The organism is Paenibacillus sp. FSL K6-2524, from assembly GCF_038005525.1.
Taxonomy (GTDB): domain Bacteria; phylum Bacillota; class Bacilli; order Paenibacillales; family Paenibacillaceae; genus Fontibacillus; species Fontibacillus anaericanus.
Genome location: NZ_JBBOSP010000001.1, coordinates 4,378,442 through 4,394,694, shown reverse-complemented (window position 1 = coordinate 4,394,694; position 16,253 = coordinate 4,378,442). Strand labels below are relative to the sequence as shown.

14 protein-coding genes and 1 pseudogene are annotated in these 16,253 nt (G+C 37.6%); 12 read left to right on the top strand and 3 right to left on the bottom strand.

What is annotated here, in order from left to right:
• Nucleotides 1-207: 207 nt before the first annotated feature.
• The 4 genes from NST85_RS20240 (at nucleotide 208) to NST85_RS20225 (ending at nucleotide 4,768) form a co-directional block, all read left to right on the top strand.
• Nucleotides 208-1,662, top strand: coding sequence for an ABC transporter substrate-binding protein (locus tag NST85_RS20240; RefSeq protein WP_341190203.1), 1,455 nt, complete (start codon nucleotides 208-210; stop codon nucleotides 1,660-1,662).
• 124 nt (nucleotides 1,663-1,786) lie between these two features.
• Nucleotides 1,787-2,629, top strand: a complete 843-nt coding sequence (locus NST85_RS20235; protein WP_341190202.1) for a carbohydrate ABC transporter permease — start codon at nucleotides 1,787-1,789, stop codon at nucleotides 2,627-2,629.
• A complete protein-coding gene (locus tag NST85_RS20230) occupies nucleotides 2,629-3,468 on the top strand; it encodes a carbohydrate ABC transporter permease (protein ID WP_341190201.1) in 840 nt (279 codons plus the stop codon). The genes NST85_RS20235 and NST85_RS20230 overlap by 1 nt, the downstream gene beginning before the upstream one ends.
• Before the next feature lie 268 nt (nucleotides 3,469-3,736).
• Complete coding sequence (locus NST85_RS20225) at nucleotides 3,737-4,768, top strand: LacI family DNA-binding transcriptional regulator (RefSeq protein WP_341190200.1); 1,032 nt, start codon at nucleotides 3,737-3,739, stop codon at nucleotides 4,766-4,768.
• Nucleotides 4,769-5,284: 516 nt separating this feature from the next.
• Here the strand turns inward: NST85_RS20225 and NST85_RS20220 are convergent.
• Nucleotides 5,285-5,668, bottom strand: coding sequence for a hypothetical protein (locus NST85_RS20220; RefSeq protein WP_341190199.1), 384 nt, complete (start codon nucleotides 5,666-5,668; stop codon nucleotides 5,285-5,287).
• Nucleotides 5,669-6,763: 1,095 nt separating this feature from the next.
• Between NST85_RS20220 and NST85_RS20215 the strand changes: the two genes are divergently transcribed.
• From NST85_RS20215 to NST85_RS20200, 4 genes and pseudogenes are all read left to right on the top strand, one after another.
• Nucleotides 6,764-6,886 (top strand): hypothetical protein, encoded by a 123-nt coding sequence (locus tag NST85_RS20215; RefSeq protein ID WP_341190198.1) that lies wholly within the window; start codon nucleotides 6,764-6,766, stop codon nucleotides 6,884-6,886.
• Nucleotides 6,887-7,430: 544 nt separating this feature from the next.
• Nucleotides 7,431-7,703: a hypothetical protein gene (locus NST85_RS29375; protein ID WP_445671160.1), complete on the top strand. Its 273-nt coding sequence runs from the start codon at nucleotides 7,431-7,433 to the stop codon at nucleotides 7,701-7,703.
• Nucleotides 7,704-8,809: 1,106 nt separating this feature from the next.
• The gene (locus tag NST85_RS29370) at nucleotides 8,810-8,929 is read left to right on the top strand and encodes a hypothetical protein (protein WP_445671186.1); all 120 of its coding nucleotides are present in this window, start codon (nucleotides 8,810-8,812) and stop codon (nucleotides 8,927-8,929) included.
• Between the two features lie 711 nt (nucleotides 8,930-9,640).
• Nucleotides 9,641-10,476: pseudogene (locus NST85_RS20200) on the top strand (IS256 family transposase).
• Nucleotides 10,477-10,577: 101 nt separating this feature from the next.
• On the opposite strand, the gene nrdG reads toward NST85_RS20200, so the two are convergent.
• On the bottom strand, nucleotides 10,578-11,078 hold the full coding sequence (gene nrdG, locus NST85_RS20195) for an anaerobic ribonucleoside-triphosphate reductase activating protein (RefSeq protein WP_341190195.1): 501 nt from the start codon (nucleotides 11,076-11,078) through the stop codon (nucleotides 10,578-10,580).
• A gap of 4 nt (nucleotides 11,079-11,082) precedes the next feature.
• Nucleotides 11,083-13,272 (bottom strand): anaerobic ribonucleoside-triphosphate reductase, encoded by a 2,190-nt coding sequence (nrdD, locus tag NST85_RS20190; RefSeq protein ID WP_211350170.1) that lies wholly within the window; start codon nucleotides 13,270-13,272, stop codon nucleotides 11,083-11,085.
• Between the two features lie 156 nt (nucleotides 13,273-13,428).
• Between nrdD and NST85_RS20185 the strand changes: the two genes are divergently transcribed.
• From NST85_RS20185 to NST85_RS20170, 4 genes are all read left to right on the top strand, one after another.
• Nucleotides 13,429-13,974: a GNAT family N-acetyltransferase gene (locus tag NST85_RS20185; RefSeq protein ID WP_341190194.1), complete on the top strand. Its 546-nt coding sequence runs from the start codon at nucleotides 13,429-13,431 to the stop codon at nucleotides 13,972-13,974.
• Nucleotides 13,975-14,052: 78 nt separating this feature from the next.
• The gene (locus NST85_RS20180) at nucleotides 14,053-14,514 is read left to right on the top strand and encodes a hypothetical protein (RefSeq protein WP_127193343.1); all 462 of its coding nucleotides are present in this window, start codon (nucleotides 14,053-14,055) and stop codon (nucleotides 14,512-14,514) included.
• Nucleotides 14,515-14,615: 101 nt separating this feature from the next.
• A complete protein-coding gene (locus NST85_RS20175) occupies nucleotides 14,616-15,137 on the top strand; it encodes a hypothetical protein (protein WP_341190193.1) in 522 nt (173 codons plus the stop codon).
• A 28-nt stretch (nucleotides 15,138-15,165) separates the two neighbouring features.
• Entirely contained in the window at nucleotides 15,166-16,224 is a 1,059-nt protein-coding gene (locus NST85_RS20170; RefSeq protein WP_127193341.1) for a methyltransferase domain-containing protein, read from the top strand.
• The last annotated feature ends 29 nt before the right edge of the window (nucleotides 16,225-16,253 follow it).

Here is a 16,253-nt window from a genome sequence, read left to right as displayed (position 1 = left end):
GGAGAGCAAATGAATAAGTTAATGTTAGTAGTCATTTGCTTTTTACTAATCATTAAAGTTTCTCGTTACATAGTACAGACGAAAATCTGTTGCAAAGTATAGGGCAGTATGCTAGGATAAAACCAAGGTTCGGAAACGTTACCGAAAAGGATTCCGACAATTAAATTGGAAGCGCAATCACTGCCTTCAATCAAGGGGATTCTTGAAATGTATTTCGAAACTGTAGTAGTAAATAAATTACTAGAAAAGCGGGGGAAAAAGATGAAAGTTAAAAAGGTTTTGGGACTTGCTCTTGCGTTGACTTTGGTTGGTGGACTAGTAGCGGGATGTGGCACTAAAGAAAATAATAGCGCAAACAATGGAAATAAGGGTGAAGAAAAAACTAATACTACAACAACATCTAAAGCCGAAGAAATTTATTTCTTGAACTTCAAGCCTGAAATAGCTCCAGTATATGAGAAGATTGCTAAGGATTATGAAGCTGAAACGGGTGTTAAAGTTAAAGTGGTGACTGCTGCCGCTGGGACGTACGAGACTCAATTGAAAGCGGAAGTTGCTAAGAAAGATGCTCCTACGATTTTCCAAATTAACGGACCTGTTGGTTATGAAGCTTGGAAAGATTATGCATTGGATTTGAAGGATTCGAAGTTGTACAGCTACTTATCTGATAAAAGCTTGGCAGTAACAAGTGGAGATGGCGTTTACGGTATCCCTTATGTAGTTGAAGGTTACGGTATCATCTACAATGAAGCAATTATGAAGAAATACTTCGCTTTGGCTGACAAAGCAGTTTCAATCTCTGCAACATCTGAAATTAACAACTATGATACGTTAAAAGCAGTTGTTGAAGATATGACGGCTAAGAAAGACCAACTGGGAATTAAAGGCGTATTTTCTTCTACTTCTCTAGGTGCTGGTGAACAATGGAGATGGCAAACTCACTTGGCTAACTTGCCGTTGTTCTATGAATTTAAAGACAACACAAATTTTGACAATACTGTTCTGGCTGGCTTAGATACTAAGGAAGTTGAATTTAAATATGCAAGTAACTTCAAGAACATTTTTGACTTATACATCAACAATTCCGTAACAAAAGGTACTCTATTGGGTAGTAAATCTGTAGCGGATTCTATGGCTGAATTTGCACTTGGTCAATCGGCTATGGTTCAAAATGGTAACTGGGCTTGGGCACAAATTAATGAGGTTAAAGGTAACGTAGTAAGTGCTGATGATGTTAAGTACCTACCAATCTACACAGGTATGCCTGGTGAAGAGAAACAAGGTTTGGCAATTGGTACAGAAAACTATTTCGTAATTAACAGCAAAGTATCTGCTGAGAAACAACAAGCATCCATTGCTTTCTTAGAGTGGTTGTACTCCAGTGAAAAAGGTAAAAACTATGTAACTAACGAATTAGGATTTATCTCACCATTTAATACATTTACGGAAGCTGAAAGACCAGCTGATCCATTGGCCAAAGAAGTAATGGCATGGATGTCCAAAGACGTTACTTCCGTAGCATGGACATTTGCAGCATTCCCAAGTGAAGATTTCAAGAACACTTTTGGTGATGCATTGTTAGAATATGCTCAAGGAAACAAACCTTGGGATGAAGTCGTAACTATCTTTAAAGATTCGTGGAAGTCTGAAAAGGCAAAATAATTAGTATGATAAGCAGGTAGAATTACGATATGCCACTGTGTACCTTTGGGTGCTCAGTGGCATAATACATCAATGGATGAGTTTAGATAGTTCAACTCTAAACTTTTTGATAGGAGAAGAGAATATGCAAAAGTCGATTAAAAAATATTTTGCGCTCTTTGCATTGCCAACTATACTAGCCTTTACGGTGGCATTTTTAATACCATTTATCTTAGGTGTATATTTGTCTTTTACAGAATTCACGACAGTGAATGACGCAAAATGGGTAGGCATAAGCAATTATATCAAGGCATTCTCTAACCAGGACTTTCTAAACGCTCTTTGGTTTACAGTAGCATTTACTTTAGTAGCAGTAGTAGCAATCAATCTATTTGCGTTTATCATAGCGTTGTTGTTAACCCGGGGGAAAAAAGGTACTAATTTATTTAGAACGGTATTCTTTATGCCAAACTTAATCGGCGGTATCGTATTAGGATATATATGGCAATTGATTATAAATGGTGTTTTGTTTAAATTTGATGTGACTTTAACATTTGATGCTAAATATGGATTCTGGGGATTAGTCGTTCTAATGAACTGGCAACTCATCGGTTATATGATGATTATCTATGTTGCGGGTCTTCAGAATATTCCTAAAGATGTGATCGAAGTAGCAAAAATTGACGGAGCTTCTCGTTTCCAAGTGTTACGTAATGTAACCTTACCGCTAATTATGCCAGCTATTACAATTTGTTTATTCCTATCTTTATCGAATTCCTTCAAATTGTTTGACCAAAACTTGGCCTTGACAGCCGGAGCACCATCTAAACAAACAGCTATGTTAGCTTTGGATATATTCAACACCTTCTATGGTAAAACGGGTTATGAAGGCGTGGGGCAAGCTAAGGCCGTCATATTCTTTGTTTTAGTGGCACTAATCGCATTAGTACAACTTGTTATTACTAGAAGAAAGGAAGTTGAGAATTGATGAATAAGACAAAAACAAGAGTAAGTGATTATATTCTATACATCATTTTGTCAGTTTTGGCTATTCTATTTTTGTCGCCAATCTTCATCGTTCTCATGAACTCCTTTAAAGGTAAATTCTTCATTAGTGATACTCCTTTTGCAGTTCCTAATAGTGATACTTTTGCCGGCTTAAGTAACTATACTAGTGGTATCACTAAGATTGGTTTCGGATCGGCATTTGGTATGTCACTGTTTATTACAGTGTGTTCCGTTGCCGCTATTGTTTTATTTACATCAATGACAGCATGGTATATTACAAGAGTTAAGACAAAGTTTAATAGCCTATTGTTCTATGTATTTGTATTCTCGATGATCGTTCCATTCCAAATGGTTATGTTCACAATGACAAAGGTTGCCAACGTCTTAAGTATTGATAATCCAATAGGAATTATATTAATATATCTGGGATTTGGTTCCGGCTTGTCGGTATTCTTATTTAGTGGGTTCGTCAAATCAATACCGCTTGAGATTGAAGAGGCCGTTATGATTGATGGATGTAATCCTGCTCAGTCGTTCTTTAAAGTAGTACTGCCAATTCTTAAGCCCATCGCAATCACTGTAGCCATTCTAAATGTAATGTGGGTATGGAATGACTACTTACTACCACTCCTAGTTATTGGTACGGAATACAGAACTATTCCAATTGCAATTCAGTACCTAAAGGGTGGATATGGATCAATCGATATGGGAGCCATGATGGCAATGTTAGTCTTAGCTATTATACCTATTGTAGTATTCTATCTGACCTGTCAAAAGTATATTATTGAGGGTGTTGTTGCAGGGGCTGTTAAGGGATAAGCTTTATCTCTTGGGTGTAGCTTACAATATGTACATCGGTACTTATTATTCTTTGGATTAGAGTAGGGTTCTTTCTTGGGGATATCGACACCAAGAAGATCCTACTTTTGTTGCACTTGTATGTAATTTACATTTTGATATAGAATAAGTTTATCTCATCACAGCTGTTGGAATTATAGGAGAACCTATTGATTTATTGGTTTCACGCAACTTTAATTGATATATTGATGGATGAATGAAACTACACTGTAAGGGAAGAACAAACACTATGGAACGAATGACAATTATTGATATTGCCAAAATGTGTGGAGTTGGGGTAACAACAGTATCTAGAGCTATGAATAATCATCCGGATATTAGTGAAGAAACCAAAGCGATGATTATGAAGGTGATTAAAGAAAATCATTATGTTCCAAATAACAGCGCGAGGAATTTGAAGCGTTCTGCTTCGAAAACAATTGCCGTTTTGATTAAGGGAATTACCAATCCTTTTTTCAATCATATGATTAAGGTATTTGAACAAGAAATTCAGAGGAAGAAATATTCTTTCTTTTTGCAACGGGTAGATGAAAATCAAGATGAAATCGAAGTGGCTATTGAACTAGAGAAAGAAAAGCGGTTGAAGGGTATTGTGTTTTTGGGAGGATATTTTTCACACTCCCAAGAAAAGCTAAATCAATTAACTGTACCTTTTGTACTTAGTACAATTGGGATGACCGAAGAGTTTGATCTGAATAATTATTCTTCAGTATCAGTGGATGACTTTAAAGAAAGCTATAGAATGGTAGACTATTTATGTAATCAGGGCCATACAAAAATTGCAATCATTACAGCAGCTATGGATGATGTGAGTATTGGTAAGTTAAGATACGAAGGATATAAACAAGCTCTTAAAGATCATGGGATAGATTATAATGCACAATTGGTATGGTGTATGAAAGAAAATATTGAGAGCTATACCATGGAGAATGGATATACAGTTACCAAAGATATGCTGGAGTCTAATGAAGAGTTTACAGCTATTTATGCTATCTCTGATAATCTAGCAGTTGGCGCATGTAGAGCCATATTTGAGGCCGAGAAGAGGGTTCCAGAGGATTACTCAGTTGCGGGTTTTGATGGACTGGATATATCCTTTTATTATAATCCTTCACTTACTACGATTAGACAGCCGGTAGAAGAAATTGCTGAAGAGACGATAAAGATCCTGTTTGATTTGATCAATAAGAAAATAACGCACGCGCACAAAGTATTCCCAGCAGATTTGATAGTTCGTGAATCTACGAGAGCCATATTATAACGGTTGCTCTAGTGTCATTCTGCATTGGCTCTGTTCAAATCATCATGTCTCATCGATGGGGTTGTTATGAAAATGCTTCTATGGAGATCATCTTATTTTATTATTACTACATGTTCCCTTATCATAAACATATACAATTAAGGATGACGCACAATTATGAATAGAAGAGGATATTTCGTATATAACTAACATTGGCCGCAACGTAAGCAAAATAAGCAGCTTCCAGTGGAGTACCGGCAACAGCTTACAGACTAGGTGTTTTTAGTGTCTACACAATACAACGGGGGCTTGATCAATTTGTAAACAGCCCCCCGTTCTTATGGTTTTATTTGTGAAATCCATCATGTAAGTAATTTTACTCACCTTAATTTTCCGAAAATTCACATAAGTCAGACTTCATTTTTAGCTAAATCCCTCTATGAATATTCCTCACCAAGCATGGGGTGGAAGTAATTTCTTTTACTGCTACTTAAAGGAGATTATTCATATTTAAGATCTTCAATATCAAATGTACAATTACGGCAAGAATGTGAATTCTCTATAACCGACATCAAGTCCTAACTTATTGTAATTAGCTCGTACGTATACATAATCACCAGTAAATCCGTAAATTACAGCATCGCCATGATAGTAATCAAAATAAACAGTTGAAGCAGATACTACACCAAACTGCGGACGTCCATTAACTATATCTTTAGTATACTCGATACTTACATAACCAATTAATTCACCCGTAGCTTTACTATAAATTTCTTTAGCTTGACCATATGTTGCGATACGAGAGGCCGTATCTATCTTAGAACTGGCATAATTGGAATTGGCTGCAAAAGAAGATGTTCCAACGGAACATATAAGAAATAGAGCTATAAGGACAGTAACAACAATTCTACTATTTTTCATAAATATACATCCTCCTAATTAAGTTTGAAATAAAAAGCTACTCTCTTAAATACATAACCATATTAAAAGGCGGAAATAAACTAAGGATATGAACATCACCCTTTCTAATATTTCTTTTTATACTATGGTTAATTATAAATCATTTCCATAATTTTGTAAACATATCACTTTATTCCCATAATTAAATAATTATGACTAAATTAGGAGTCAAATTCCGAATTATTGGAAGAACTAGGAAGTAGTTATTTTATGATTGCCAGAGAACGAAATAAGGAGACTAGTAGATAGCGATAGAAAACTGAAAGAATACAGGAACTCTATAGGTCTCGTTGTATCTTAGTTAATGCATAGTAAGTTATATTTCTATTTAATTGGTTATTTCGGTTTTACATGTAGAAAACATACTTATATGTAATATTGGTTTTTTAAATAAAATCATTTTTACAAAGGGCAAGTTATTTGAAAAAATGTGACGACTTGGTAAAATTTATGTTCAGTTTTTTTGAAAAATATTTACAGGAATTTTATTTAAAAAATATAAGCCATACAACATAGGTGTCCGTCTAATAGGTTAAGTTAGAAAATTAAACAGAGAAGGAAGGTGATTATTATCATTTGTACAGTCAAAAAGGCACAAAGGGGAAACGATAAAGCCTTCGTAAATCTATTCCAACAATATGAGAAAAATTTCTATTGGATTTATGTGTATGTAATAACAAGGACGTTGCATTAGATGTGGTTCAAGAAACAGCTTACCTCTCGTTTAAAAAGATCAATACATTGAAGACCCCAGAGCATTTCAAAACATGGTTAACGAAAATTGTTATTAGTTGTTCGAGCGTTATTCTTCGAAACGAAAGGAATTAATTAATTTAAAACCAGGATATGAAGAATTCGTGGGGGTTTGGATGATGAAGATATACCACTCACGGTATCACTTCAAGAATGAGTAGATACGTTAAACGAAGATGAAGAATATTAAGGTTTTATTTTGATCATACCTTAAGAGAAATTAGAAATCCCCTTTGAAACAGCTAAATCCATATTATATCGTGTATTAGATAAGCTGCGTATATAAGTGAAGGAGGCCGGTATATGAGTAATCGAATAAACCAAGAGCTAGAAAAAATTGAAATCTCCATAGAACTACATGAAAGAAGTGAACTAGGAATTAAAGCTGCAAGTTCTGAAATGAAAAGTAAAGGTATTAATGAATAAAACAATAAAGCTACCGTAGCTGTCTTATCAATTAGTATAACGGCAGCAGGTAATCCTGGTTCGCAAGTTCACTTTAAGGTTTATTCATGAATATTACGAATTTGAAAGGGCAGTTTAGGAACGGAGTATATCAAGCGATGTAGCTCATGTTGCGTTCTAATCGAGATAAACAACGGAAATATGAATTGGTTTCTATTGAAGACCTGGTACATACTGATCATATGCTCCGTAAAATTGACAAAAATATTGACTTCTCGTTTATAAACGGGAAGGTTCGTCATCTCTATTGCCAAGGCAACGGGCACCCAGCTATTGATCAGCTAGTTCTTTTCAAGATGATATTCCAAAGGCTACTTCGTTCTGAGAGCCAACTGGAACGCGAGGGTCAAACGAATATCACGGATCGTTGCTTTCTCTTGTCTAGGACTTACCGACCGAGTTCCAGATCACAACAATTAGCTGGAATCGCCGGACCCGATTCAAAGATACTACTGTTTTTACAAATATTTTTGATGAAATCGTGCTTCAAGCGGTTTCTCATCGAATGGTTGGCGGACGTGTGCTCATCTCTGACTCGACCCATGTGAAAGCCAATACCAACAAATATAAATTCACAAGAGAACAAGCTCAGCAGAATACGCGATACTATGTGGATGAACAGAACGCGGTTGTAGATGTAGAACGTCAATCACAAGGGAAAAAAGCTCTAAAACCACGAGAGGAGGTGAACGAAGACAAAGAAGTGAAGGACTGTACAACTTCCCAGACTGCTGATATATGTATCGCGAAGGCAAGCCGGAAGGTTTCTTTTATCTGAATCATCGTACCGATGATGTGAAGTTCACCCTCATTACCGATGTTTCGTAATCACCAGCAATGTTTATGATTCCGTGCCGTACCTCTCTCGTTTAGACCGTCAACGTCAGCGAATTGGATTTGCACTTGAAGCCGTTGCTTTGGATTCTGGATATTTGTCAACCCCAATTTGTAAAGGGCTTGAGGACCGTAATATTTTTAGTTTCATTGCCCATCGCACATTCCATCCTACCCAAGGTTTGTATCCAAAGTGTATTTTATCCTGCCTCTAACTCGCATAAATAATTGGGGAACTGGTTAATTATCCTAAGTTTTGGATTAGTGAGAAAGGAAAAGAATGAATGACATTTAATATGCTTTTAAACTAAATATTATTGACATGTCGGAAAGTAATATAATTAACGATTACTTGTAGTGTCAAGCGTTTTAAGTGTCGAGGATGCAAAGAAACATTTTTTGAAGACTTGTCAGATAAGGATGAAAGTCGCTCCGTCACTAAACATTTAATAACATGGATTGAGAAAGCCAGTCTTAAAAAACCTTATTCAAGTGTTGCTGAAGATATCGGTGTAAATGATTAAACAGTTTGTAATATCTTTTTAGGATTATGTAGCTCGCATGGAACAAAAGCAATACATTAAAGCTCTTAGATGACTTGGTTTATTATGAAGTTCTTCTACGTAATCACTGAATGTAGCAATGGATATGTGGAACCAATATAGAAGAGCTTGTTCATACAGTTAATCCAAATTCCACAATTGTTAATGATAAATATTAAGATGGCGAAGGTTTTATAGAAGATAAGGAAATCGAATCATAAGAATATTAGCGTCAAAGAGCGTAGACAGCTATAAAAGGATCACTACGTACTCCTTAAGCGCAATAGGGAACTCAATGACTTTGGCGATCAATTAAAGCTTCAGATAAGGACTGACAACTTCCCTCTACTTGATAAAGGATAAAAGTTGAAGAGTAATTTTATGACATCTATGAAGCCAAATTTATTGATGACACCTACTATCTATCAAACTTGGCTTGCTGAGATACCTAATGATAATGCCATGCTTTGAACCACTCATTAAGTCTATGACTAATTGAGAAGAAGAGATATTCAATTACTTCAACTTATCCATTACAAATGCTTATACAGAGTCTCTTAACCACCTAATTAAGACAATGAATCATATTATCCGGGCGTGGCTACTCATTCGAAGCTCTGAGAGCTAAAATACTTTTTACAATGGGATATCGAAAAACAAAGAGAATGAAGTATAATTAGTTCTACGAAATGGGACTGCCATTTCCCCATTGACTAAGGCAATGGAAGAGGGCATTTTTAAGCCCTCTTTCCATACTATTTTCCGATTACTCTTTATTGCAAACAAGATTCAGGTCAAGAAGCTAACCGATTAGGTCATGTGGCTAATAAAGATAATTTTATACACCGCTTGATGATACGATACCTTGCATACAATGTATGAATTGTTAGGTAATTATTGAACAAACGGTCAAGTGTTTAGTCAAGATAGTGCAGATGGAAATAAAGACCTTTATTCTTATATTGAAGGTTAAGCTTTCAATAACTGCTGGATAAGTAACTAGAGTCGATAAAGGACTTCAGATTATAATCAGATCTACAATGATTTGTTTTATGAATGTTTGCTAGTAATCTCTCCAGGTTATAGATCACAATAAAAGAATCTTCAATTTCACTTTAACAATGGTATAGAGTTTTCTTTTTTGACTTTATAAGCTTAAAGGGCGATCAGTATTAATTAAGAGGCACGAGAGACCCCCAAAGAAAGTCTACTTTGCTTAACTCAATTCCAGCAACGATGGCGTAAAATAAGTTGTGTACCAAGATTTGGAGCCTAGTCAAGGCACAAAAAAGTAGGGTATTCTCGGGATTACCACAGCACCAAGAAGGGACCTTACTTGATGACTATTTTACCCGAAAATGCACTTAATAATCTATTTGAAAATCTTGTAACTCAGTTTGTTAAAGATAATTTGGAATCTATCATGAAAGCAGAAATTCAGCAGTTCATGGAGAACGATCAAACAGGTGAACGCAATAGCCGCAACGGTTAGTCGTCTACTTTGCTATGGGAATCGACGAAGACGGACACCGTCAAATTCTCGGATTCTATGTAGGTGGACAAGAGAGTGCCAACGGTTGGAGAGACGTGCTTAACGATCTATACAACCGCGGAGCTAAAGAAGTCCTTCTGGGTGTGTTTGACGGACTACCAGGGCTTGATGCAGCGTTTCGGGAGACGTATCCGAAGGCCGATGTGCAGCATTGCATTGTCCATAAAGTTCGCTCGACGTTCCCAAAGATCCGCATTCAGCACAAGACCGAAGTGATAGAAGACTTGAAGACTATTTATACTGCAGCAGACCATGATCTAGCGCTGGCTGCGTTTGACACGGTGAAAGCGAAATGGGGTAAGTTGTATCCGAAGGAAATGCGATCTTGGGAAGAACTACTGTCCACTTTGTTGACCTTTTACAAATATCCTACGTTGATAAAGGAAGCCATCTACACCTCTAATCCGATCGAACGAATGAATAAAGAAATCCGAAAACGTCTGAAGCCGATGAACAGTCTAACCAATATGGATGCGGCGGAGAAGATTGATTACCTCGACGTTATGGACTACAACGAACGCTTCGCGGAACGAGTCATTCGTGGGTTTAGTGATCTAGAGGTTAAAAAGAAATTGAATGAGATGTTTGAGTCACGTTATCCCACTACGTCTATGCAAGTGTAACTAAGGTTGGGTGTTCTTTGGAGTGGGGAGACCCCCACCCCAAAGAACACCCAACCATTTAACAACCCGAAGAGATACTCTCTTACACAAACTTCTTGACGCTACCCCAGAAACAGAGCCTTCCCTTGATGAAGGCTCTGTTTCACATTGATTACACGCTGATTCTCTGATCCTCGCCATTGTAGCTTCAAATTCCGCTGCTCTAAGATGAATTTACCGTCGATAAGTACATCACAATAGGCAAGTAACTCTGACTTAGAGGTGTCGGCTAGAATCTCTTCGAACGTGTATCCTGACCAGATCCATATATCCTTGCCGACACATTCTTGCTGTATCCGTCTAACGAGCCCCAACAAACCATCAACATGTTCAAAAGGCTCTCCGCCTAGGAGGGATAAACCGGAAATTTTGATGCCTTCGACATTCAAATCAGAAATAACCTGATCTTCAAATTGTGGTGTATAAGGGGTACCGTAATCAAAATTCCAGGTAGCTGCATTGAAGCACCCTTTACAGTGATGACGGCATCCGGAGGTGAATAGGGAATTTCGTAACCCTTTCCCATTAAGTACATCGTATTTTTTATAATCGGCTATATTCATAACATCACATATGCTTTACACGAGAGAGAACTTCTTTTTGTTTCCCCGCATTAAATGGCCGCTGACTTGGCTCCGACAGATACCCACAGCAACGTCTGATTACCGATGAAGTCTTTGGATTGCTATTATCACAGTTAGGGCACTTAAATCCAGTGTTTGTAGCTTCAAATTCACCCTCAAATCCACATTCTAAGCATTTATCAGTTGGCGTATTGGTTCCAAAGTAAGGTAATCTTTCATATGCATAATCCCATACAGCTTCCAGTGCCTCAGGATTTTTCACTAAAGAATCAAATTCGCAGTAGGTAATAAACCCGCCGTTCGCATGCTGAGGATAATCCTTTTCCAGCTCAATCTTCTCAAATGGAGTCACTTTCTTGTTGACATCGAGGTGGAAAGAGTTCGTGTAATACCCCTTATCCGTAATACCTGCAATGACCCCGAATTGTTCTTCATCCAGCTTACAGAAGCGGTAGCACAAGGATTCCGCAGGAGTAGAGTAGAGACTAAAACCATATCCCGTTTCATTTTTCCATGCCGTAGCCTTAGCACTTAAATACTTCACAATATCTAACCCTTTTTGGCGAAGTTTCTCATCATCAAAAATATGCTGTCCATACAAGGAAAGTATTGTTTCATGTATGCCGATGTATCCAAGTGAAATGCTGGCTCTACCATTCTCTAACAGGTGATCAATGCTATCTTCTGGCTGAAGCCTGCTACCTGCAGCACCTTCCATATACAGAATAGGAGCAACTTTGGCTTTGACTCCTTTCAGACGGTTCACACGGAACATAAGACCCTCTTTGCAGGTTTCTAACAATTCATCTAGCAAACGGTAGAATGTCTTCTCGGATCCTTTAGCTCGAATCGCAATACGAGGCAGATTGGCAGTTACGACGCCCATATTGAATCTACCATCGTGTAGTGCTTGTCCATCTTCCTCGTATGCACCCAAGAAGGATCTACAGCCCATCGGGAATTTGAACGACCCTGTAATTTCTTTGACCTTAGGTACGGATATAATATCCGGATACATACGTAAAGTGCTACATTTTAGTGCCAATTGTTTAATATCATAGTTAGGATCCTCAGGCTTCAAATTCACGCCCTCTTCCATCCCAAAAATCAATTTAGGGAATACAGGTGTTTTGCCATCTTTGCCTAGACCTCTAATCCGGTTCTTGAGGATAGCGATTTGAATCTGCCGCTCTTCCCATGATAGACCTCTACCAAAGCCGAATGTACTAAACGGAGTTTGACCGTTAGCACTGACCAAAGTGTTAATTTCATACTCCAAGGATTGGAAAGCATCAAAAGTCTCTTTTTCTGTGAGATGTTTAGCGTATTCAAAACAGTTAGGGTATGTTTCTTTTAACTGTTGATTTTCATAGAAAATATCCAATGCATCAATGTCCGTACGATTCATCGAATAGAGCCATTGTAATCCCGTTTTGAAATGCTTGATGAAGGACTGTGCTACATACGGAGCTAGAATGATATCAATCTCATTAATCGTATTCCCACCATATATATGGCTAGCTACTTGGGCAATAATTTGTGCCGTAATCGCAGTAGCTGTCGTAATCGATTTAGGAGTTTCAATTTGCGCGTTACCTAGCTTAAAGCCATTCTCCAGCATTCCTTTTAGATCAATCAGCATACAATTATAGATAGGGAAGTAAGGGCTATAATCCTGATCGTGAAAATGCAGGCTTCCATTGTTGTGCGCTTCAACAACCCGTTTCGGAATCATATACGTTTGGGCAAAGTCTTTTGCCATAATCCCAGCTAGCAAATCTCTTTGCGTTGGAATGGTTGCTCCATCTTTATTAGAGTTTTCTTTTAAAACTTCTTCATTTGTTAGGTCGAGAAGACCCTGGACCTTTTTATCCAAACTGCTGCGTTCCCGTCTTTTGAGCGTTCTAATTTCACGGTAACCAATGTACTCCTCGGCAGCGTCTTTACGTTTACTGTTCATCAGTGCGGACTGTACTTCGTCTTGAATATGTTCAATGTCTATTTTATGTAACTTAGAGATTTTAACCGTAACTTTATCAGCTACCTTTTGAGCTACATCCATATCTATTTTTTTGTCTGTACAATTCATAGCAGCACATATGGCATCAATAATTTTTTGCTGATTAAAGGGAACTTCAGACCCATCTCGTTTGATAACTAACGTAACAATCACCCTTTACAATAATATTGTTCAGTGAGTATATCATATTAAAATAGATTTTTTGGTGATGTCACACACAATTCATCTATAGTGACAAAATTCTCATGAAGTAATATTTTACCATGGTAAAATAAAGGGGATATTTGCAAGCCGTGGGGAGTTGTGGAGATGGAAATGATGGATACAGAAAGATTAGTTATTCGTAGATTTGTACCAGAAGATGGGGAGGATTTATACCAATATCTCTCGCTGCCTGAAGTTGTATTATACGAGCCTTACCCTGTCTTTTCGAAGGAAGACTGTTTTAGAGAAGCGTTAAGGCGTTATGAAGAAAAGGATAACAATGCATTTTGGGCTGTGTGTCTAAAACATAACAATAAAATGATAGGACATCTCTATTTCAAACAAGTGGAATTAGAACATTTTATGACTTGGACATTAGGATATGTATTTAACCCAAATTATTATAGTCAAGGTTACGCAACGGAATCAGCAAGAAGAATTCTGCAGTACGGGTTTGAGGAGTTACATTGCCATCGGATTATTGCTGGCGCAGATATAAGAAACACAGCTTCATGGAGACTGTTGGAACGCCTAGGTATGCGAAGAGAAGCTCATATGCTACAGAATGCTACTTTCAAAAGAACCGAGGATGGCGAGCCGATCTGGGTGGATTCTTATCACTATGCCATACTTGCAAGCAAGTGGATGTAATTTCCAACATAATGCAACTCTTTAGGATGCCTCATCGTTAATTTAGTAGAAGTTTAATTTACGAATGGGGGCGTTTTTTTGAAGAAGTTTATCTTTGCATGTCTCATTGGTATTCTTGTCGTTGCTGGATGCACTAATGACATAAAGCGATCAGAACCAGCGCTTGGTGGACCGGAAGACGTTTTGAAACAATATGTTAACGCCATAACCGATCGAGATTACGCAACCTTGGTGGAGCTATATGGAGGCGACTATGATTGGTTACAGATGTTCGCTCCGGAATCCGATCGACAGGATAAGGAGAAGATTTTTGAGAGTTATATTCAAAGTGTAATGCCAGAGAAAATTTCTTTCAATGAAATTAAAGATAAGAAAGAAATCAGCGAAGACGAATTTGTCTTTGTGATTACTTTTAAGGATGAGGATGGAACGCTTTTTGAAGTGAGGACGGAGGATTCAAGTAAAACCGAATTCACTTATACGGTAAAGAGAGTGGATGGAGTATTTAAAGTAATGGAACCACCTCCATATCAGTCGTAGATATTTGAGAGTAAACATTAAACAATACACGGCTCAGTCTTGTTTAGAAGAGCTATCTAAGTCGGAGTCGTAGTGGTGTGTGTTTAAGGAGACGACAAATTATGAATGATCTGTTATTTGGGGAAACTTTTCTTCGCATCTCGCTTCATAGAATGTGTGATCTGTATTTCTTGAAATTGAGCGAAGCATTCAAACCTTTAAATAAAGAGCAACTTTGGGTAGAACAATATCCTGGAAGCAATTCAGTAGGTGGAATTGTGATGCACGTAACGGAACATATTCATAGAAATTGTCTCAGATTAACAGAGCAAGAGCATCTATTAGGACAAGAGTTCCATAATTTTTTCCCGAATTCTAACTTTACCCCAGAGCAATTACTTGATCAGCTGGAACAGCAATTGAAGTCATGGAAGCAACTGATCATTCGATATATTAATAATCCGAACGATTTCAATATGGAAGATGTTCACCATATCTATCATTTGGTAGAACATACAAGTTATCATTTAGCACAAGTCATTGACCGTATTCAAGGAATAACAGGTATTAAGTTTGAGTTTTGTAAGCAAGGACTGAATGAGAAATTTCTGCGGGACCAGATCGAGGCATCTTTAATTAAATGAGTGGTGAGCCAGATATGGAGGTGATTATTTGGACAGCTTGGTTGAAGTTTACGGTTTAGATCATCCTGAAGATAAAGAGATCCAGTTTGTCGTGATGTTTTCCAAATATCGGGGTCGTTGGGGTGTAGGTAGGCAAAAGGGGAAGACAACATGGGAAGTGCAGGGCGGACACCGCGAATTAAATGAAGAGTTGAATGAAGCTGCAGCACGAGAACTATATGAAGAATCAGGTGCACGTACATTTAGAATAACCCCGGTTACGAAGTACTCCATGACAGTGGATGGGGAGAAGAGTTACGGCTTGTTATATTACTGTGAAATATTTGAACTTGGTGAGTTACCCGAAGAATTTGAGATAGAAGAAATAAGATGGGTTGATTCTTTTCCAGAGAATATGACCTATGGCAATTTACATAGACTACTTTTTAAAACAATCCAGCAATGGAACATAGAAGGAACAACTTGGGATAACTTCACGATGCGTGAGAAGAAAAAGGAAGATATCAAGCGATTTGACCAATTAGCTCCACATTGGAAGAACACTCCGGAATCAATTTCAGTAGCGAGTAGAATAATTGATTCCCTTGGAATTAGTCCTCATCACAAAATATTAGATGTAGCGTCTGGTACCGGCATACTACTTTCTGTGCTTGCAACTAAGGAGATTAGCCCCAAAAGGTATGTGGCCATTGATTTATCAAGTAGAATGCTTGAGCAATTAACTGATGAGTTTCCACAAGCTGAGACTTATTGTATGGATTTCGAAAATAAAATAAAATTTGATTTCTGTTTTGACTATATCATCATCTATGATAGTATTCCGCATTTTGATAATCTGGATAGGATCTTTGCGAATGCCCGCCATAACCTGCGGCCTGGAGGGAAGTTCATTATAGCTCATTCAAGGACAAGAGCAGGACTGCAAGCTCATCATCAGAGAATTGGATTCAAGAGCCCGCGTGAACCCATCCCGAGTCGTGAACGATTGATAGAATTATCCTTCAAATATGATTTTAGTAATATAGAGGAGTCAGATGACGAGTTCTTTTATTACCTTGGTGTGAAAACTATAAATGTGTCACAATAGCTCAGGCGGTACTATCTGGAAGGTATCCA